We start from the raw sequence: 21,246 nt of genomic DNA on the forward strand, positions 1-21,246 counted from the left end.
TTAATTATGAATACTCAATCTATCGCTTATGATACAACAACTTAGTGCGAGGTCACACCCCACAGAGCAATCAAACATCACTTGAGAACACAAATTGCCCTTTCCCTCGGTGTTTCGCGTGATACATGGCTTCATCAGCCATTTGTAAGATTACGTCGATATTACTTTCAGAACCTTTGACTAAATGAATTCCAAGACTCGCGCCTACGTGCAGTTCGCGCTGTTTATAACTCACTTGCTGTTCAATAAGCCTCAACAAGCGCTCGGCCAATTTGCCAAGCAAGATCTTGTCGGTTTGTTTAATAATAAGAACAAATTCGTCACCCGACAAACGAGCAACAAGATCGCCGGCTCTTACTTGAGATAACAGCCTATTTGAGACTTCTTTAAGGATTTCGTCACCCGCGTCATGCCCATAGGTATCATTTACGTGTTTAAATCCATCTAAATCCAAATAAATGACCGCAAAATGCTTGTTTGAATACTGGTTCGATGAGACAGCATCATCAAGAAATTTATACAGTTGCGCTCTGTTCGCGAGGCCTGTCAATGCATCGTGATGAGCTAAATGCTCAAGCCTTTCCATCTCTTTGACATTGGATAAGTCAGATAGTGTCAACACCATATCGAACGCGCCTTTGTTGTTGTCTGACGTGACTCGGTTAACCTTTATGAACATCGGAACTAAGGTGCCTGAAACGTTTTTCTCCGATACTTCTCCCTGCCATTGACCATAATTCTCTAGTGAGGTGCGAATAGTTGGCATCAACGACGAGAATTGTTGCCAAGAAAAAACTTCGAACGGAGTTTTACCCACCAGCAGATCCGCGTGATAACCAAGCATCTGAGTGACGGCGGGGTTAACCATGGTAATGACATTGGATGAATTAACTACGATGAGTCCATCTTTACTGTTTTCAAATACACCGGCTGCGATACGTTGGCGACTCATCGCTGTTTCAATGTCGGTCACATCTTGGATCGCGAACAAGGTGTTGCCATTCTTTGATAAAGATCGGCTGCTGATCTGTAGCCATTGCTTATTATGAAATAGATCAGTTGCTTCAATTAACTCGTCATTCAGCTCAATATTGGAATCGATAACTCCTTTCAAGAACCCCTGTTGCTTGGTTTGAATAAGCTCTTGTATGGATAGGCTTTCGAGAAATGCTTCGCTGCATTTGAAGATATCGCGAGTTGCCATGTTGGCATGTACGATCGCCCCTTTGCTATCGACCACCAGCAAAGAGTGTTGCACCGTTTCGATCACTTCATTCGCAAATGCTTTCTCTTCTTGTAATTTATCAAGCGTAAAATGAACCTGGCTGTCGCGCTGCTTTAATCGTTGTAGCATGGTGTTAAATGCACGAACCAACTCACCTATTTCATCATTGTTCGAAGTAACCAATCTTGGCTGCTCAGCACGCCTTTCCACAAACGCTTGCATTGCTTCGTTGAGTTCAAACATTGGGTCGATGATAAAGCGTTGAATTAATTTAACGAGCACAGCGCCCAAAATAACCAGCAGTACGAAATAGATCCCAGCGACCTTAATAATATTGGTTAAGATCTTCTCAAATGTTTTCTTTGAAATGGTGACACGTAGATTCGCGATGATTTCGTTGTCGAGAACCACAGGAACTAATAAATAGATGTACTGCTTTGAAATCGCAAATTGTTGAGATGCGATATCTTCACGCTCTTCGCTGGTGGGCCTAGGAATATTCGAGTCCCCTATTTGATAACTGGCAAAGAGCTGTTCTTGAGTGTCGAATAGCTTTACTCGAACGATATCTTCGTCTGCGACAAATGCGGATAAGATTTCGTTAGCTGACGCTTTGTCTTCGAACAATATTGCAGCTTGCAGGTTATACGCAACCCCTTGAGCAAGCACTTTAACACGTTGTATCAGGTTCTGTGTCTCTCGCTCGAACGTGACAGTGTAATTTATTGATTGAATAGTAACAAAGGCAACCGATACAAACAGAATGATCGGTAAGATAAGCTTGTTTTTTATCGAGATATTATTGATGAAAGACAGCATTATTTACCCTCCACTACAGAAATACGAAGGAGGTTTGAGCCTATGATGTAATTACCTTTTTTAGCATTGGTGAGATTGATTTTAGGCTTAAGTTTGTTGTCAACGTGCATAAGCTCGATCACGCCGCCCATTTGGGTGAAATCGCCGTCATCGCTAATAGTGACCATATTCGGTGAGTAAATCTGTTCATTTAGCTGACCATTCACATCAGACAAATAAGTGATATTGCACCGTGGCGTTAGCGTTTGGTGGACTTGGATTGGCAGTGAACGGAGCGTCTTTTGGTTAGTAATGGAAACAAGCGCATCGTTTATTTTTTGGTTCCCAAGTACACAGAAGTGAACCGTATCCATCAAGTTTTCATCATTCCACTGAATAAAGTTGGCAATTCTGAAGAGGTAGACCGCTTTCACTTCATAAGGCTTGAAGCCTGCAGCCCCGATATTGAGAGCAGTGAATAAGGGAAATACAAGAGCGATACACGAAACGACTCGCTTGGCTGAGCGTCTAAAATTCATGAGAAACCCTCACATAAACAGACTCTTGATTAACACTCTTTGGTGAAGTGAGCTCAGCCTGGTAGCCACTGCCTTTTCCAATGTTTTCAATCACTACTTCAACTAATGGCGCGGCATGAGATTTTTTCCATGCTAGACGTGCATCAAAGACGAGTTCATGTGGGTAAGATTGCCATGAGTATTGAGTGCCATCTTCCGCAACCCAGTAATCTGGGTAGTTCACGTTGATGTATTGCCCAATAACATCAAATTGCCAACTGTCGGTAATGCTCCACATGAGTTGTACTGTGGCTAAATGTTGATTGTCGATATCGTAATAGACACTGGTTTGAGCGCTTGAGTTCGGATCATCGCCTTTACGCTTACCTTCTAGTGTCGAATAGGCATATCCGAAATAGCTGCTGAGGTCTGGTGCTAATTGATATGACGCACCGACCTCTAACCCATAAGTTGTCGCTTGGTAATCATCCGATAGCGTGCCGACATAAACATGATTAGCTGGAATGTCGCTCGGATCATAACTATGGAAACGAAGGTTATCGTGTTCACTCAAGTAAATGGTCGCATCGAGCTCAAAATCACAGTTATTCGTATATCGATATCCCATTTCTATTGTGACAACATCTTCATTATTTAATTGGTTGTTTGGCTTAAACAAATCCAAATAGCTAACTCCGGTCTCTGGATAGTAGCTGTTAAAGTAATAGGCTGAATTGCTGTCCATATAAGATGGTGCAACTACCGCTTTACTTACCCCTGCCCAAAGTGAATGGCGAAGATTCAACTTGTATAACCCACGCACTTGAGGTGAAACCTCTGTTGAGTCATTTTGAGTGAAATGCTCTAACTTTGCACCAAGGGTAACGGAAAGTGCTTCAGTCCATTGTACCTGTGATTGTATAAATGCATTGGCGATGTAATCGTTGGCGCTCTCTACGTCATAGGCACGCCCGTAGTAATCAGGATTGTACCAATCAACCTCGTTAACCTGACTCGACGAAAAATCTAGATACAGGTATCGCAACCCACCACCAACAGTGATTTGATGAGTCGCCGACAGTTGCTTGATAAGCGTCGAATCAAAATCGACCGTGGTATAACTCCCAGGTGCATCCGGTGCATTATCTTCATTGTATTCCCCCCACAACGAATATGAGAAGGTCGAGGTATCGCTTATGCTTCGTGAGTCGTTAAATTGCAGATAAAAAGAGTGGCTTTCATTATCAAAATCATTAGCTTGGTAATCAACGAGCGTACCAGAGCTATCGTATTGAACTGAATACAACTCTGATTCGGAAAAGCTCTTTTCACCGCCGATTCTTAGTGACCATTGTTGATCACTGTCGCTTGGTTGAAACACCATACCAGCGGACTGCGCTTTCCATTTCTCGGATTCATTAGAACGATACGTTGGCTCTTCTCGGTATTTATAGAAGGCTCTCGCATTGACACTAGCGTTAAAGCTAAGCCCTTGCCTAACACTGAACTCATAATTGTCAGTATTCGAGGCAAGACCTGAGATATAAGTACCTTGGGTTTCACTGGCTGATTTCGTGATAATGTTAACGACGCCATTAGCCGCATTACCACCCCAAATTGTTCCTCCAGGCCCTTTTAATACTTCAATTCGTTCAATGTCGGCAAGAACATAGTCAACGTCGCTCCAATACGTACCGCCATACACTGGGCTAAATAAACTTCGTCCATCCATCATTACTAGCATTTTGTTGTATAAGCCATCATGAAAGCCACGAGCAGATACAAACCATGAAGTTTCGTTGAACTTAGTGACTTTTAGACCCGGCACGAGCTTCAACGCTTCCGCAATGGTCTTAGCACCGCTACGTTGAATACGCTCATTCGAAAGCACATACACGGACGACGGAATGTCCGTGAGCTTTTGAGTCACTTTTGACGCCGTTTCCATCTCAACGTCTAACATCGACAATTCTTCAAGGCTCATCGACATGAGTTGATCTAAAGAGTTCTCCTGAGCCACCACACAGGCCGATGTGGTTAATGCTAGTCCTAAGCTAATTGGGCGGGAAATCATGCGTTCACCTAATATAAAGATAAAAATGGTTCTTCTTTGTTGATGGATGAACTATATATGAAATGGCGTACTAATAAATGTACAGTAGCAAAACTTTGAATCAGGTCACTGTTTCATTTCGTCATTTGTACGAGTGTCGTTAGATATCTAAACCTAAAGGAATGACGGCAAGTGACAACGAAGATATTGCTTAATTGCGACATGGGAGAAAGTTTCGGCAATTGGAAGATGGGCGATGATGAATCGGTCATGGAATGGGTAGATATGGCCAACATTGCCTGTGGCTTTCATGCGTCCGATCCACACGTCATGTCGAAAACGATAAAGCTTGCTCAGCACTACCATACTCAAATTGGTGCTCATCCGGGTTATCAAGATCTTGTCGGATTCGGTCGTAGATCTATCCCCCATACTATGGAGCAGATCAGTGAGCTCGTTTGTTATCAAGTGGGCGCATTACAAGCCCTGTGCCGTTATCACCATACTACCGTTGGTTACGTAAAGCCTCATGGTGCGCTTTATAACGATATGATGTCGAGCACCGATATTTTTAATGCGGTGGCGCAAGCGGTAGCTGAATTTAATATCCCACTGATGATCCTCTCTTCCTCTGACAACCAACAATATCTAGATATTGCCGACGACCACGATCTCCCCCTTTTATTCGAAGCGTTTGCAGATCGTGCATACCTAAATAACGGCCACCTCGCACCACGAACACAAAAAGGTTCGGTGTACGTGAATCAAGACGATATCTATAACCAAGTGATGCAAATCGTCAATTACGGCTCGGTAACGACTATCGAAGGTGAAAGACTACCTATTGAAGCCGATACGATTTGCGTCCATGGTGATAACCCCCAATCCATCGCATTAATTAGGAAAATTCGCCAAGACCTTAACGCATTTAATTAGTATCAGTGTGGCGTGAGTGTGCTTCTGCTCGTTGACTGAGACAAGTCGACATTCTCATGCCTCGCTAAACACGGACGTTGAAATAGAACGTATGGAAAGGAAATGACGAATAATCAGATAGAATTTAATATCACGCCCGTCGCTGAGTGCAGCGTACTTGTTACGTTACTGCCTTCAGGAAATCGTTCAAGCGTGGTTAGCGCTCAATACATGGCACATTTTTCAAAGGTGATTCGCGAAGAACTGACCACAGTGTTGATGAATGTCACGCCCGCCTATAACACGTTACTGATCGATTACTTACCCTATCGAATCTCCGAGCAACACTTCATTGCTCAACTCAATTCGATGCTGAAAGAGGCAGTTGCTACGTTTTCGATAACGAGTAATACGCGTAATGCAATCGAACTTCCTGCTTACTACTCTACTGACACTGCCCTTGATTTAGATAAGTACCAAGCGAAAGGCTTATCGCTGGGCGATATCATTGAATATCATACCTCTCAGATCTACAGTGTTAGCGCTATCGGATTCATTCCTGGATTTGCATTCATGTCAGATGTTGTTGAGCCGTTGGTATTACCTCGTCAATCCACTCCACGGTTAAGTGTGCCCAAAGGCAGTATCGGGATAGCAGACTCAAAAACTGCGGTTTACCCATCTGACTCACCAGGTGGCTGGAACATTATTGGTAACTGCCCTTTGTCATTGTTTGATCATAGCCAGCTCGACGGTAGCCAACAGCATGGTTCACATAATCCACAAGGACAACTCTCGTTACTCAATGTAGGTGATTCTGTTCGTTTTAAAGCAATTTCAAGGCAAGAATTCATTGAACTTGGAGGAGATGTCGATAATGGCTAAATCAATCAATAAGGCGACACTCACCGTTATTAAACCGGGACCTTTAAGTTTGATTCAAGATTTCGGACGTTTTGGCGTTTCTCATCTAGGTTTAACACAAGGTGGACCCGTAGATGATTATTCCTACAGTTGGGCTAATCATTTATTAGCAAATCCTGTTAATCGAGCAGCTTTAGAAATCACTCTTGGCCAATGCACGCTAAAGGTTAATGACGATTGCGAGATGGCGATTTGCGGTGGTGATCTACAGGCGACTTTGGATGGAAAACCGCTGGCCAACTGGAGTACATTTCAAGCGTTTAAAGGGCAAATGCTTTCGTTTGGCTTACCAAAGAATGGATTAAGAGCTTATCTCGCAATTAAAGGGGGCTTTGATGTTCCCGTCGTACTCAACAGTTGTGCAACGGTAACTCGTGAAAAAATAGGTGGATTAACTCGAGACGGTGAAGCGTGCCAATCTGGGTACCAATTAGGCTTCACTAAGCACCCTCTTGCAAAGCACTTTAGACCTCTCTGTGTAACTTTTCGATACACACCAGATTACAACCTACCGGTCAATTTGAGAGTGATTGAAGGCTATCAGAGCGAACAATTTTCTGAATTAGCTAAAGAGACACTTTATAGCTCTCTTTATACTGTGGACCAAAACTCCAATCGAATGGGTTATCGTCTTAGTGGTGAATCGGTTCACTCTCCAGAGATCTCACTGTTATCCGAAGGCATTGCGCTGGGTGCTATTCAGGTACCACAAGATGGGCAACCTATTGTTCTGCTTAATGATAGGCAGACCATTGGCGGTTATCCAAAGATCGGGTGTGTTGCAAGAATTGACTTGCCACGTTTAGCGCAAGCAAAACCTGGGCATCAGATTTCATTTAGTAAGGGGGATCGCTTGGGGTTGCAAGATGTGTGGTGTCAGTGGGCGCGATTCTTCGGTTATTGATAATGAGCTTTCAGCCACCGTTCACAGTGGTGATTGTCAAAGGATAAAAAATCGGCTTACCTAAGTAAGCCGATTTTTCGTTTTAGTGGTGGTCTTGGCCTGAAACTTTCGCCAGTGCATTTGGGTATCCACGCTCTTGGGTCAACCCTATCGCTTTATTTTCAATATCGTTTAACTTAAGTGACATTGTCACTGAGTGTGTATCTTCAATCGAGTCAGACTCGGGAATATCGAACCAGTGTTGAGCCACCTTTTGCGCTGCTTCTAATGTTGAAGACGCCTTTACTACCTCAAGCCTTGCATAACGCTCGCCGCAGAAAGAGACATCTGAAGCGCGTAGGCTTGGGTCGGTCCCCGGAATTTGCTGCGCTCCAAATAGAGGCTTACCACCAACTTGTGCAGAGCTAAAGCTTGGTATGAACTGAGACATGTGGGTAATCGCCGCAAGTGTTCTTAGCTCTAGTTGTTCTTCACTCCAACCAGATACGATTTTCTTCAGTAGCTTAGAAGGTAGCTGAGGCTGTGAAGAGCCTGTAGAAGATGAAACCAAGCCGCCTTCAAACAGAGTGATCCCTTCCGTCATACCATGAAGCTGGAATACTCCATCGGCGTATGGTGTTAATTGAGCCATACCTTGTGGTGTGCCTCGTGGGCCATGAAAGATAACCTCGGGCCACTCTTCCTTACATTCTTGGGAATATGGCCACTCCGTCACATAAGCGGCTTTAAACTCAACAAGTCGTTGCTGTTTCGAACCTACAAAGTCATCCACGATGCCGGTTTCAAAGCCGCTGGCATTAATCAAATAATCGGTGGTTAGTGTGCGGCTTTTGTTATCGATGTCCGTGTAGGTTAATGACCAACCTTGTCCCGTAGATTGAACCGATTGTAAGCGGCTGTTGGTCAACACTGTACAATTTGGCTGTTGCTCCAACGATAGTTGAGCCGTCGCAGACAGTCGGAATACACTCCAACCATACTCTTGAACCATGACAACGGGATATTTAAGCGTTTCTAAATCAGTATGTTTGGCGAAAGGAATACACCACTCATCAAGCGTTGTTGGCTTTAGTGGCTGCGTTAGTTTAGCTAGCGCCAATAACTCATCTTTGTCATAAAGCTTGTAGTACTCTTCAGGGGCCCCAAGTACTTGATTGTTTTTGTCTTGCTTAACGAGTTCAGCATAAGCGTCTTTTATTATCTTGAGACGAGGAAGCAAGTCCAATGGCTCCCCACCATCGCTGTGTGGAACGGCTATGACGGTTGGACGAATATTGATCGTGTGAGGGAACAAACGGACGGTGTCAATTGATTGTGTGAGCAATTGAAGACACTGCTCTACAGAAATATCTCGATACAAATTGCCGCCAGCATGTAGGTGGCAAATCGGTGGACCATTAACCAAACTTGGCCCTTTTTCCAATATAGTGACCTTAAAACCCAACTCACTGAAGTGAATAGCGCTTGTTGTTCCGGCTATACCACCGCCAACAATGGCAATAGAAGCTTGATTTGTATCCGTTTTGTTGTGGTTCATCGTGTTCTGTAGAATAAGATTAACTGCCACTATTCTACTTTTGTTCGACGATGAATTAAAACACATTTTTATCAAGGTCTTAGCTTGGTGGTTCGTTGAACTTATGTAAAAAACTTAAATAATCTCTTGACTCATTAACTTCCGATACTGTTTTCGAGGTTATTCTAACAGTCAAATTTGTCCTAAGTGACGCCACACAAAGGCTGCCTCAGTACTCTTAAAACAAAGATGTTAACTTATCCCTAAAGTTATCCACCGTTTTTGTGGATAACTGTTGATAACGTTCATGCTAAGTTGCGCAAACCCTTTGTTTACAGGGACTAACCGCTGTTCATTAAATCGACACAAATACACAATACGTTTCAAAAAATGCTAAAAAATGTCAATTTTAAAGTGCTAAATGCCTAAGTTGTGCTGGCCGTTGGTCAAATAAAAAACGGTCTAACCGTGAATTCTATAAATAGCTTTCGCCCTAGTATAAAAATTCACAATCAGACCGTTTCAATAAGCGAATAAAAGCTTACGGCTTTACATCACGAATACTCAAGAGAGTTAACTAAAATCCTTGTTTACAGGAGCCAATAGACGCTTAATTAAGCTGTTCACAACAGCGGCTAGTGTGATAAAGGTCAGCACAGGTAAAACAACCCACAACATCGGATGAAGCGAAGGCGCGAGTTCAAAGCCGAAACTCATCACACCTGCCACGCTCATTTCAGAACCCAGCGCAGCAATTGAGCCTGCTACCAGTGCCATTAGCCCATATTCACACCAGATAGTGTTAAGGATGCGTTTCTTGCTTGCCCCTAACGTACGATACAAACGTATCTCTTGTTGCCTTTGAGATAAGCTAAGACGTAAGAGCGTAAAAATAAGCAATAATCCTGCAACGACGCCAAGTGCTGCCAACACGGTAATCGACCAAACAATCTGTTTAAGCAGCTCTTGGATCTTGCTGCCCATTACACGGATATCCATTAAACTAACGGTTGGATGATTCCGTGAGAGTTCGTTGAGCATTTGGTTGTGCTGATCTTCGACTCTAAAGCTCACTAACCAAGTTGAAGGAATTGAGCTCAAGACGTCTGGAGTAAAGATGAAGTAGAAGTTTGGCTTCATTTCACGCCATTCTACTTTACGGATACTGTTAACCTTCGCTGATACCTTTTGACTATTGATGGTGAAAGCGAGCTCATCTCCAATTTCCAAACCTAGCTGTTCTGCTACATCAGATTCAACAGACACGCCCTGCTCTTTCGTCCAAGTGCCTTCAAGCACTTCATTGTACTCTGGTAATGAGTCGCTCCACGTGAAGTTGATTTCACGGCTTAGCGCATCAGTTCGTTCAGATGTCTCGCTATATTCAGATGCTTCGACACCATTGATTGTTGTCAGTCGCCCACGAATGATCGGGAAAGCTTGAGTACGCTCGACTCCGTTAGCATCAATGGTTTCCAAATAGCTCTCTTTCTCATAACTGGCGATATTCAGTGCAAATGCATTGGGCGCATTCTCAGGCAGGGTTTGTTGCCAGTCTGACAACAGATCGCTTCTCACCAACCAGATAATCGATAGCAACATCAACGAAAGCGCTAACGAGCCAAATTGTATGCCCGTTGCAAGCGGTGTACGATTAATTCGACTTAAAGCTAAGCGCATTGATGTCGATGTCGGAAGCTTGCCAAACAGGCGCAGTACAAACGTACTAACCAGGGCTAGGACTAAAAATAGGCACGCAATACCGGCTAAAACAATCCACACCAATAGATTGTCACCATACATCAACATCATTGGGATGATAGGCACCAACAGCAAAGCGAATTTCTTATAGCTATCGCGCGTCTTATGGCTTGATTGAATCACGCTAATCGCAGAGGTATTTACCAACCCAATCAACGGAATGCCAAGTGCAGGCACACCAATTAAAACACTGGATAAGATTGCAAGAATCGCAGGTTCGATACCGTAGCTTGGAAGCGGCGATGGCAGTAAATCACCAAGCGGAATACGTAAAAGAAACTCTAAACCGATACCAATCGCAATACCGAGTACGGCACCAATAACGACAAGTAATGATACTTGTACCGCTAGCCACTTAATGATCCACGGTTTGCTCGCCCCCAAGCTTTTTAGCATAGCAATGGTTTTTCTACGGCTCGCGACATAATGTTGGCACGTTAAGACCAAAGTGGTCGCCGCCATGATCACAACAATTGCAACAGTTAACGATAGGTATTGCGTGGTGCTTTCAAACATGTCGTTGGTACGGCTTGCTGAGTCTTGTGTACGCCAACGATCACTCGGGGTTAGTTCGATACTGTCTTGAGCGGTTTTGAGTTTTGCATCATCACCGTTTAAGAACAGTCTGAAACTTACACGACTTCCCGGTTGAATGGCACCTGTCGAATCAATGTCGTCATTGTGTATCAGTACCGCAGGCATTTGTTGGAATGGGTTGAAACTTAACCCTGGCTCTTGGGTGATTCGTCCTGTAATGGTTAAGTCGGCATCGCCGATAGTGACATTGTCACCTATCTCTACTTCCAACTGCGCGAAAATGCGTTCGTCGAGCCACAGCTCACCGGGCTTAACGTGATTACTCGATGCATTGTCTGCACCTTCTAGTAGCATTTCACCACGCAATGGATAGTTACTCTCCACCGCTTTAACTGTCACCAACTGCATCGAGTTATCGCTAAATGCCATGGTTGAAAAGCGAGTTAATTGAGAGCTTTCTAACTGCTCAACTTGAGTGACATCTAACAATGCTTGCGGGATTGGGTTTGCTGAGATGAACACGCTGTCAGCAGTGAGTGCATCTTTCCCCTGTTTTACGATGACCTGTTCCATGCGCTCAGCCAATGCTGATAGTGCGAAAACACAGGCAATGATCAGTGTTAAAGCGATCGATACCGGCCATAGTTGACCATGTCGAATCTCTTCAATGCTCCATGAAAACAGGCGTTTGTTCAGTCCGTTTGATGAATTCAATTTAGACTTCCTCTATCTGTCCGACATGCATCTTAAGCGTTCTTTGACATCGTTGTGCTAGCTTAGGATCGTGTGTCACCAGTACTAGTGTGGTGCCGTGAGAAGAGTTCAGTTCGAACAGTAGCTCGACGATTTTGGCCGCGGTTTGTTGGTCCAGGTTACCAGTTGGCTCGTCAGCAAATAGGATTTTGGGCTTGATCATGAACGCACGAGCCAAAGCAACACGCTGTTGTTCTCCACCTGATAATTGAGATGGTAGATGATCGAGCCTGTCTTTTAAGCCAACCGACTCAAGTAACGCAGTTGCGCGTTCAATGTCTTCATCTTCGCCTTTTAGTAAGCATGGTAGTGTCACGTTTTGCAGCGCTGATAAGCTCGGAATCAATAAGAAACTTTGAAAAACAAATCCTACCGATTCACTTCGGATTTTCGCCCTAGCTTCATCATCTAGCTGTGAAAGTGGTTGTCCCAATAAATGGATTTCGCCTTTGGTAGGGACATCAAGGCCAGCCAGCAGTGTCATCAAGGTCGATTTACCTGCCCCAGATGTACCGACAATCGCGACTGTTTCACCTTCACGAATATCAATATCGACGTGCTCTAGGATTGTTAAATGTTCTTGATTAGTAGACACTGTCTTGGAAACAGCTTCTGCTTTAATGATGGATGTATGCATGACTCGACTAATTTCCTTTTTATTATTTATATTCTTTTCTACCGCTTCTTTGGCTCAAGGCTCTGCGTCAGCTCAAGATTCGAAGTTACTGATACTTGGTGACAGCTTGAGTGCTGGTTACAACATGGATATCAAACAGAGTTGGCCAAGTTTGTTACCAGATGCGTTAGCGAAACATGATAAAGCGGTTGCCGTGGTCAACGGCAGTATCTCTGGCGACACAACAGGTAACGGTTTAGCTCGTTTACCCCAACTACTAGAAGAACACGCTCCAGACACAGTCCTTATTGAGCTTGGAGCCAATGATGGTCTTCGTGGCTTCCCACCTAAGCTAATGTCTTCAAACTTAGATCAAATCATCGAGCAGATAAAAGCGGCGGGTGCAAAACCAATTATGATGCAAATTAAAATCCCACCTAACTATGGCAAGCGTTACAACCAGCAGTTTGAATACGTATTTGCAGCGTTGGCTGATCAACAAAATGTACCCCTGCTTCCATTTTTCCTAGAGCACATCATCCTAAAACCGGAGTGGATGATGAACGATGGTTTGCATCCTAAACCAGAAGCTCAACCTTGGATTGCTGAATTTGTCGCCGAAGAATTATATCAGTATCTTTAGGTTTTAATGGTCTAGCTCAATAAATTTTACACAGCTTTACGTTAGCCTGAGTGCATATCACCGTTAACTGTAAGGTTATTTATGCTGATCGAACCTATTATCAAGGGTGTGGTAGCAAAAAGCGCTCACCCTCTTGGCTGTCAAGAAGCCGTAAAGCAACAAATTAGATTCGTTAAGAGTGCGCCGCAAATCAAAGATGGCCCTAAACGAGTATTGATCATCGGCGCTTCTTCAGGCTTTGGCCTTGCCGCTCGTATCGCCCTTACCTTTGGCGGTGCTCAAGCCGACACCATTGGCGTTTCATTCGAACGTGGCCCAAACGAAAAATCTCTTGGTAGTGCCGGCTGGTACAACAACATCTACTTCAAAAAAGAAGCGGAACGCGAACAGCGCACAGCTATAAATATCGTAGGTGATGCCTTCTCTAAAGAAACACGCGCTCAAGTTGTAGAAGCGATAGAAACTTACTTCGAAGGTGAAGTTGATCTTGTTATTTATAGCTTGGCTGCTGGCCTTCGCCCTAAACCTGATTCCGATGAGTTTTGGCGTTCTGCGATTAAACCTATTGGTGAAAGCGTAACTGGCGCAACCATTTCTCTTGAGCACGATAATTGGGTGACCAACACGCTTGAAGCTGCCACTGAAGAGGAAGCAGAAAGCACACTCAAAGTGATGGGGGGCGAAGATTGGGAAAGTTGGATCGACGAACTCATCAATGCCGAATCTATCGCTCCCGGCTGTAAGACTATCGCCTTCTCTTATGTTGGCCCTGAAGTAACACACCCTATCTATCTCGATGGTACACTAGGTCGTGCAAAAATCGATCTTCATCAAACCAGTCATGCGCTTAACCTTGAATTAGCTAACTTTGAAGGCAACGCTTATGTGACTGTGTGTAAGGCGTTGGTTACCAAAGCAAGTGTATTCATCCCGGGCTTAAGCCCCTACTTGCTTGCGTTGTACAAAGTGATGAAAGAAAAACAGACACATGAAGGCTGTATCGAGCAAATGCAGCGCCTGTTTAGCACTAAGCTGTACGGTCAATCTAAAGTACCACTTGATGGCGAACGGTTGATACGAATGGACGACTGGGAACTAGACCCAGAGACACAAGCCCATGTGACAGAGTTGCTCAATAAGATGGATGAAAACAACTTCCAAACTCTGGGCGATTACCAAGGATTTAAAAATGAATTCTTGCAACTAAACGGCTTTGCACAACTATCGGTAGACTACAATAAGAAATTGAATAGCGAAGACTTTATAAAATTAAAGCCCTAGTCGAAATTTATCTCATTACTGAGACCCGTATTCACATTTGAAAACCTCTGCAAAATTGCCGAGGTTTTTTTGTGCAACATTTCTTATACTTAATTAACTTAAGATTCACAGTTTATTTGGTTCATCATAATTAACACAGGATGTGTTGATGCATTTAGCATAATTGACTCGGAGTCATATGAAGAAAATAAAAACTCTCGATTTAGATATTCCAGACGATATGGAGCACGGTTGGCAGAACATCGTTGATCTGTTGGCTCAAATAACGCAAGTGCCAGCAGCACTTATTATGCGTGTTCATTCCAATTACATCGAAGTCTTCTCCACCAGTCGTAGTGAGAACAACCCATACAATAAGGGCGATTCTGAAACATTAGGCAACGGGCTGTATTGTGAAACCGTTATGGAATCTCAGCGGCAACTTCTTGTCCCCAACGCTCTCGCTGACCCGGCATGGGAAAGTAACCCTGACATCAAGCTAGGGTTGATATCCTATTGTGGTATCCCTCTGCTTTGGCCGAATGGTGAGCTTTTCGGCACCATTTGTATCTTGGACTCTAAAGAAAATCACTACACGCCGACTTACATTAAACTCCTGGAAAGCTTTCGGACCTCAATAGAGTCCCAGCTTAAAACCCTCTTTCAGCACGCCAAACTGACTCAAATGAATCGTGACCTCAAAAACCGGGTTTATACACGAACCAAAGATCTCGCCAGTTTGAATTACTCCTTGAATCAAGAAATAGATAAGCGAAAAGCCGCTGAACAAAAAATCAATTTCCAAAAGAACCATGACCTAGGAACTGGCTTTTTAAATCGTAGTGCATTTGAGTCGCGTTTAAACCACAAACTCTCTTCTCAACGCAGGCTGACGGATTGCTCATTTGCTGTCATTCACATCGGTTTTACCAACGGCAGGCGTATACAAGCTCGATACGGCTATACAGCACTGGACCAAGTATTAGTTGAATACCGAAAACGTATCGATAGCATTGCCGATATTGAGGTGTTAACCGCGCGCCCTACTTCTGTGGATCTGGTGTTAGCGTTCAGTGTTAAAGATTTGCATAATCGCCTCGAAGAGCTTTGCCAAACTCTAGTAAAAGTCGGTCATTCTGAATTTGCTATCGAAAATGATAAGGTTCACCTGCACGCATTTATCGGAATTGCTACTACTAATAACGAAGACGATGCAGAAAGTATTCTTCAGAAATCGTCAGAGGCTATGCTGGCCTGCAAGGATTCCGGGCAAAAGTTTGCTTATTACTCCCAATCTCACACTGAAGAGCAAAGTCATATCAATAAGATCGAAGGTTACTTGCTGCAAGCGGTACGTAACGATGACTTAATGCTCTACTTCCAACCCAAAGTATGCCCGCTAACCCATCGTTGGGTCGGTGCTGAAGCATTGCTCCGCTGGCGCCACCCCGTTTTGGGAGACATATCCAATGAAACCTTGATTCACATGGCCGAGCAAAACGGATTGATTTTCGAAGTGGGCAGCTTTGTCCTGCGCAACGCGATTGAGAAAGCCAAAGAATGGTCTGAATATGTTGAGGACTTCAAGATGGCGGTCAATGTGTCTGCGGTGCAACTCAAAAACGCGCATTTTGCAGAGCAAGTGGTTCATTTGCTAGAAACCTACCACCTTGAGCCTCATTTCTTGGAGCTTGAAGTGACAGAAAGCGGATTGATTGCAGATGAAGTGGTCGCAAAGAACACCTTAGAATCGCTACATGATATTGGTGTTACATTGTCACTGGATGACTTTGGGACCGGCTATGCCTCTTTCAGCTATCTCAAGAAATTTCCATTCGATGCAATTAAGATTGATAAGAGCTTCATAGACCAAATGCTCAACTCAAGTGAAGATTCAGAAATTGTTCGCTCCATCGTTCAGATAGCGAAAAAGTTAGATCTAAAAGTGACGATCGAAGGCATTGAATCAGAAGTTCAGGAGAAATTTATCATTGATGAAGGTTGTGACGTAGGACAAGGTTACCTTTATGGCAGACCGATGCCATGCCAAGAATTCGAGCATAGCTTAGTCAATCAAAACTATTTAGGGACAACTCGTTACGCTTAAAGCAGAAAAGCACAGTTAGTTTTGGATTTAGGCCTAGTTTCTCTTTACTCTATAGGTGGTGATTTTTATAATCGCCGCCTTTCTGTTTTTATCTTCCCCTTTATATAGGCATTCCTCGTTATGGATCAGTTGACTGCAAAGCTTAAAAAGCTCGAAAAACAAAACTACCGTGCATATCAACAAATTAAAGGTCAATACGACTTTGCTGATTTCGAATTACACATCGACCACATTCAAGGTGACCCGTACGCGTCAGCCTCTCGTTTTCGTGCAACACGCGCGTGGTCGTTGACTGGGTTAGATTGGCTGAAAGAAAAATCTTACGAATACCAAGTAGCAGCTCGTGATTTTATTGCTCGCAGCTTTGCTGAGTTCGCAAAACAAGAAGCGACCGTTTCTATCGCATTAACGGGTCAAACAGTACTCGACAACACTGCAGTCGTGTTTACTGAGCACGGTATCGAAATTCGTTTCCGTATTAACCTGCCTGCTGATGGTCGTAGCATTCTTGCGAAGAAAGCGAACAACATCATCACCTTCTACCTGCCGAAGTTTATCCGTCGCGCAACGCTTGAGCGTGAGCTAAACATAGACGCAATGATCAAGCACTGTGAAACAATCGAAGACCAAGAAGCGCTACGTGCACAGCTAGATGAGCACAACCTATCGGCATTTGTGGCAAATGGCAGTGTATTACCACGTATCGCCGGTAACTGTGATCTTCCAATGAAAGATGCGGTTCCATTTACAGCACCAGAATCACTGAGCGTTACGTTAAACACGCCAAACCAAGGCGATGTAACAGGCTTGGGAATTCCTAAAGGGATTACATTGATCGTTGGTGGTGGTTTCCACGGTAAATCGACACTATTGAATGCGGTTGAACGCTCTATCTACAATCATATTCCTGGTGATGGCCGTGAAGGCATCGTGACTGCCATTGATACAATGAAGATTCGCGCTGAAGATGGTCGATGTGTGCACAGCTTAAATCTGTCAAACTACATCAATCATCTTCCAATGAAGAAAGATACCTCTGATTTCAGTACCCAAGATGCTTCGGGCTCTACTTCTCAAGCGGCTTGGTTACAAGAGTCGATTGAAGCCGGTGTTCAAACCCTATTGATTGATGAAGATACGTCAGCGACTAACTTCATGATCCGTGATGAGCGTATGCAGGCATTGGTTTCAAAAGGTGACGAGCCAATTACTCCGCTTGTTGACCGTATTGGCCAGCTACGTGATGAAATGGAAATCTCTACTATCGTCGTTATGGGTGGCTCGGGTGATTACCTAGATGTAGCAGACACCGTGATCCAAATGCATGATTACCAAGCGGTAGATGTGACAGAGAAAGCAAAAGATGTTATTGCTCAGCACCCTACCCAACGTACTAACGAGTGCGAAACACCGTTGGAGATGTTTGTTCCTCGCTCACTGAACCGTGCATCACTAATGAACATTCTTACTGATGGAAAGTTCCGCGTGAGTGCTAAAGGTAAGGAATCTCTGCGTTTTGGTAAAGAGTTTGCCGACCTGTCTGCTCTTGAGCAGCTAGAGTCAACTTCTGAAGTCAACGCGATTGGTTGGGCTTGGTTCCAGTTTGCACAAACGCCTGGTTGGTCAAATAATCCAGCAAAAGAGTTTAACGCGATCCTAGCTAACGATTGGCACCAAAATATGCCTAACTACGGTGACCTAGCGAAACCAAGAACGTTGGATGTTATGGCAGCTCTTAACCGCATGCGCAAATCTCAGTTCAAGCCTTCGAACTAAGTTTTACTCAACCAAATACAACTTTTCGGCCCCACAAATGGGGCCGTTTTTATTTCTACTCGTCCTAGAAAGCGCTCTATCGAACCACAAATGTTAAGTCACGAGCTTTGTGCACGATAAATAAGCTGGTTATCGCCCTTCACTTCCTTTCCCATAATTTATATAACTCTGGTTATCTTTGAGAAGCTCATAAAACATGACATTGTTTTTACGAAGCTATGGTAAAGTCCGCCTAAACAAGTGTAACTAAATGTAACAGGCTAAGATTTGATGTACCACAAACGCGTAAAAATGCGTGATCATAAAAGTGAAGTAAACCTGTTTAGAAACCGTGTTATTGTCGCATTCATAGGTATTCTGCTTTTCACTCTCGTCTTAGTCGGTAACCTATACCGACTCCAAGTTCAAAACTTTGATAGCTACCAAACCCGCGCCGACGGGAACCGAATTAAAGTGCTCCCGATCGCCCCTACGCGAGGGTTAATTTACGACAGAAATGGTGTGTTGCTGGCTGAAAACAAACTGGTCTTTTCTCTCACCATGATCCCAGAGCAAACAAAAGATGTGGATGAGATGCTCAGCAAACTCAACGAGTACATCCCGCTGAATAAAGAACAAATTACGCGTTTTAAAAAGCGTTACCGCAATACCCGCCGCTTTATGTCCGTTACGCTATTAGAGAACCTGACGGAAAAAGAGATCGCAAAATTCTCTGTTCACCAATACTTATTCCCCGGGTTATCTATCGATACCAGCTTAAAACGATTTTACCCTAATGGTGAGGTACTGACTCATGTACTAGGATACGTTGCTCATATCAATGATAACGATTTAAGAAAACTGGAAGAACAAGGCAAAGAAGCGAATTATCAAGCGACGACTATCATTGGGAAGCTCGGCGTTGAGCGATACTACGAAGACATACTTCATGGACAAAAAGGCTATCAAGAGGTTGAGGTAAATAGCCGAGGCCGCATCGTCAGAACGATAAAATACGTTCCGCCTGTGGCTGGTAAAGATATCGTACTCAACATTGACCTTGAACTGCAAAAGTATGTGTTCGAACAACTTGATCATCGCACTGGCAGTGCTGTTGTCCTAGACCCGAAAGACAACAGTGTTTTGGCTATGGCATCAAGCCCGAGTTACGACCCGAACCTATTCGTTGATGGCATTTCTAGCAAGAATTACCAAACACTTCTCAATGACCCTGCTCATCCATTGGTAAACAGAGCGACGTTAGGTGTTTATCCGCCCGCTTCTACTGTTAAGCCATTTATGGCTGTTGCGGGCTTGGAAGAACATGTTATTTCTGAAAATACCATTCGTAATGACCACGGCGTATGGCGCATTCCTGGGTCTAAATCTAACTCTAAAGCCTGGCGCGACTGGAAGCGTTGGGGGCACGGTCCTGTTGATGTGACACAAGCGATTGAAGAGTCGGTCGATTCCTTTTTCTATCAAATGGCTTTCGACCTAGGCATCGACCGTATTAGCACGTGGATGAACCGTTTTGGTTTTGGTAAACCATCGGGCATCGACATCTACGAAGAGAGTAACGCCAACATGCCGACACGAGATTGGAAGATGATGCGCTACCGCACGCCTTGGTATCAAGGTGACACGGTACCGATCGGTATTGGACAAGGATACTGGACCTCGACTCCCTTACAACTTGCTAAAGCGACCTCTGTGTTAGTCAACCATGGCAAGGTGATGCCTCCGCATATCCTACGAGCAACACTCGATCACGGTGAAGACTTAGAGACTCAACAGCTAGTAGAACCTAAACAAATGACATCAATCGATGAAGTCCCAGACAAGATTTGGGATGTACCAATTAATGCGATGAGATTAGTGAACCACGGTAGTCGTGGTAGTGGTAGAAGAGCGTTTAAAGGAACAAAATACACGAGTGGTGGTAAGTCCGGTACCTCTCAAGTATTTGGCTTAGCAAAAGATCAGGTGTACAACTCGAAAGAGTTAGAAAGGCACTTGCTTGATCACGCACTCTACACTGCCTTTGCTCCGTATGAACACCCGGATTACGTTGCAACTGTCGTTATTGAACATGGTAATGGTGGCTCTAAGGTCGGTGCTCCTTACATTCGCAAAGTGCTTGATTATGCATTCGAACATAAAAGCGGTGTGAGTAAAGGTAACTCATAACACACAAGAAGCACAAAGCCCCACGAGTCTTCAGTGGGGCTTTATATCGTTTATAAACAACATTGCATCTAGGTAAAAAACCTAGCTTCGCAACACATGCCAAGCTTCACACAAGGTTTGAAATTGGGCGGTGTTACCCTCATCTCTATCTGGGTGCCAACGAAGCGCAAGCCTTCTCCACTGTTTACGTATTTCTTCCGGTGAAGCGTCTAGTGGTAACTCAAACAAGCTCAATGCTCGGTTTCGGTCCATGTCTGTTTCACTACCACCAACAAACTTCTTATAGCGGGTCCAAAACTCATTCAATAGCCGCTTAACTTCACCCTCTTCGGCTTCATAGTTCAACCAATCAATGTAGTACTCACGCAACGGGTCTTGGTGGTCAATAGCGTGTGTACTTCCGTGATATCGGCCACACATTAGTTCTATCTCCATCGCTTGAACTTGCAGCCAATTATCTGGGTATAGCGTCTCTTGTAGTTGGTAAAGCGCGTTCATGATTAAGAAGTTCTTCTTGAATAACTCCTTCTCTGGAACCGGATCAAGGACAGGAATAAAGCCGAGCTCGTTGAGATGCGCAGCCAAGGTGTGCACTTTCCACCCCGTCGGCTTTTGTTTGAGCACTTCCATGATTGGCCAAAGCAACGGGTTTTCCATGTGTGCTTGAAACTGGCAACTAATATTTTGATGACTCGATGAGTCTAGATTGTCTGACATAATTAATTGAGCCCGAAGCCATATGCATGTGTGTATCTAATTAATTGATAAGCG

General features: G+C 44.0%; 15 protein-coding genes. 8 read left to right on the top strand and 7 right to left on the bottom strand.

Annotated elements, in window-relative coordinates:
- Positions 1-70: 70 nt before the first annotated feature.
- The 3 genes from OH460_RS02965 to OH460_RS02975 are packed head-to-tail and all read right to left on the bottom strand — an operon-like array spanning position 71 to position 4,615.
- On the bottom strand, positions 71-2,044 hold the full coding sequence (locus OH460_RS02965; protein WP_269994925.1) for a sensor domain-containing diguanylate cyclase: 1,974 nt from the start codon (positions 2,042-2,044) through the stop codon (positions 71-73).
- Positions 2,044-2,562 carry a YfiR family protein gene (locus OH460_RS02970; protein ID WP_269994927.1) on the bottom strand — a complete coding sequence of 173 codons (519 nt, stop codon included), beginning with the start codon at positions 2,560-2,562 and terminating at the stop codon, positions 2,044-2,046. The genes OH460_RS02965 and OH460_RS02970 overlap by 1 nt, the downstream gene beginning before the upstream one ends.
- Positions 2,552-4,615 (bottom strand): TonB-dependent receptor plug domain-containing protein, encoded by a 2,064-nt coding sequence (locus tag OH460_RS02975; protein ID WP_269994929.1) that lies wholly within the window; start codon positions 4,613-4,615, stop codon positions 2,552-2,554. The genes OH460_RS02970 and OH460_RS02975 overlap by 11 nt, the downstream gene beginning before the upstream one ends.
- Before the next feature lie 171 nt (positions 4,616-4,786).
- On the opposite strand from OH460_RS02975, the gene OH460_RS02980 reads away from it, so the two are divergent.
- From OH460_RS02980 to OH460_RS02990, 3 genes are all read left to right on the top strand, one after another.
- Entirely contained in the window at positions 4,787-5,530 is a 744-nt protein-coding gene (locus OH460_RS02980) for a 5-oxoprolinase subunit PxpA (protein WP_105058197.1), read from the top strand.
- 102 nt (positions 5,531-5,632) lie between these two features.
- Entirely contained in the window at positions 5,633-6,394 is a 762-nt protein-coding gene (locus tag OH460_RS02985; protein WP_269994933.1) for a 5-oxoprolinase subunit B family protein, read from the top strand.
- Complete coding sequence (locus tag OH460_RS02990; protein WP_269994935.1) at positions 6,387-7,337, top strand: biotin-dependent carboxyltransferase family protein; 951 nt, start codon at positions 6,387-6,389, stop codon at positions 7,335-7,337. The genes OH460_RS02985 and OH460_RS02990 overlap by 8 nt, the downstream gene beginning before the upstream one ends.
- An 82-nt stretch (positions 7,338-7,419) precedes the next feature.
- Here OH460_RS02990 and OH460_RS02995 read toward each other — a convergent pair whose 3' ends face one another.
- The 3 genes from OH460_RS02995 to OH460_RS03005 form a co-directional block, all read right to left on the bottom strand.
- A complete protein-coding gene (locus OH460_RS02995) occupies positions 7,420-8,874 on the bottom strand; it encodes an FAD-dependent oxidoreductase (protein ID WP_269995345.1) in 1,455 nt (484 codons plus the stop codon).
- Between the two features lie 552 nt (positions 8,875-9,426).
- Positions 9,427-11,865, bottom strand: coding sequence for an ABC transporter permease (locus tag OH460_RS03000; protein ID WP_269994937.1), 2,439 nt, complete (start codon positions 11,863-11,865; stop codon positions 9,427-9,429).
- Between the two features lies 1 nt (position 11,866).
- Positions 11,867-12,541 (bottom strand): ABC transporter ATP-binding protein, encoded by a 675-nt coding sequence (locus tag OH460_RS03005; protein ID WP_004738017.1) that lies wholly within the window; start codon positions 12,539-12,541, stop codon positions 11,867-11,869.
- Between OH460_RS03005 and OH460_RS03010 the strand changes: the two genes are divergently transcribed.
- The 5 genes from OH460_RS03010 to mrdA all read left to right on the top strand — a co-directional run bounded on the left by OH460_RS03010 (position 12,540) and on the right by mrdA (position 20,475).
- The gene (locus tag OH460_RS03010) at positions 12,540-13,163 is read left to right on the top strand and encodes an arylesterase (RefSeq protein WP_269994940.1); all 624 of its coding nucleotides are present in this window, start codon (positions 12,540-12,542) and stop codon (positions 13,161-13,163) included. The genes OH460_RS03005 and OH460_RS03010 overlap by 2 nt on opposite strands.
- Positions 13,164-13,244: 81 nt before the next feature.
- Positions 13,245-14,444 carry an enoyl-ACP reductase FabV gene (gene fabV / locus OH460_RS03015; RefSeq protein ID WP_269994942.1) on the top strand — a complete coding sequence of 400 codons (1,200 nt, stop codon included), beginning with the start codon at positions 13,245-13,247 and terminating at the stop codon, positions 14,442-14,444.
- Positions 14,445-14,622: 178 nt separating this feature from the next.
- Positions 14,623-16,530 carry a sensor domain-containing phosphodiesterase gene (locus OH460_RS03020; RefSeq protein WP_269994943.1) on the top strand — a complete coding sequence of 636 codons (1,908 nt, stop codon included), beginning with the start codon at positions 14,623-14,625 and terminating at the stop codon, positions 16,528-16,530.
- A gap of 120 nt (positions 16,531-16,650) precedes the next feature.
- Positions 16,651-18,306 carry an ABC-ATPase domain-containing protein gene (locus tag OH460_RS03025; RefSeq protein ID WP_269994944.1) on the top strand — a complete coding sequence of 552 codons (1,656 nt, stop codon included), beginning with the start codon at positions 16,651-16,653 and terminating at the stop codon, positions 18,304-18,306.
- 270 nt (positions 18,307-18,576) lie between these two features.
- Positions 18,577-20,475 (top strand): penicillin-binding protein 2, encoded by a 1,899-nt coding sequence (gene mrdA, locus OH460_RS03030; protein ID WP_269994946.1) that lies wholly within the window; start codon positions 18,577-18,579, stop codon positions 20,473-20,475.
- An 81-nt stretch (positions 20,476-20,556) separates the two neighbouring features.
- Here the strand turns inward: mrdA and OH460_RS03035 are convergent, their stop codons facing one another.
- Positions 20,557-21,192 (bottom strand): DNA-J related domain-containing protein, encoded by a 636-nt coding sequence (locus OH460_RS03035; protein ID WP_239937383.1) that lies wholly within the window; start codon positions 21,190-21,192, stop codon positions 20,557-20,559.
- Positions 21,193-21,246: the final 54 nt, after the last annotated feature.

The sequence above is a fragment of the Vibrio sp. Makdt genome, from assembly GCF_027587015.1.
Taxonomy (GTDB): domain Bacteria; phylum Pseudomonadota; class Gammaproteobacteria; order Enterobacterales; family Vibrionaceae; genus Vibrio; species Vibrio chagasii_B.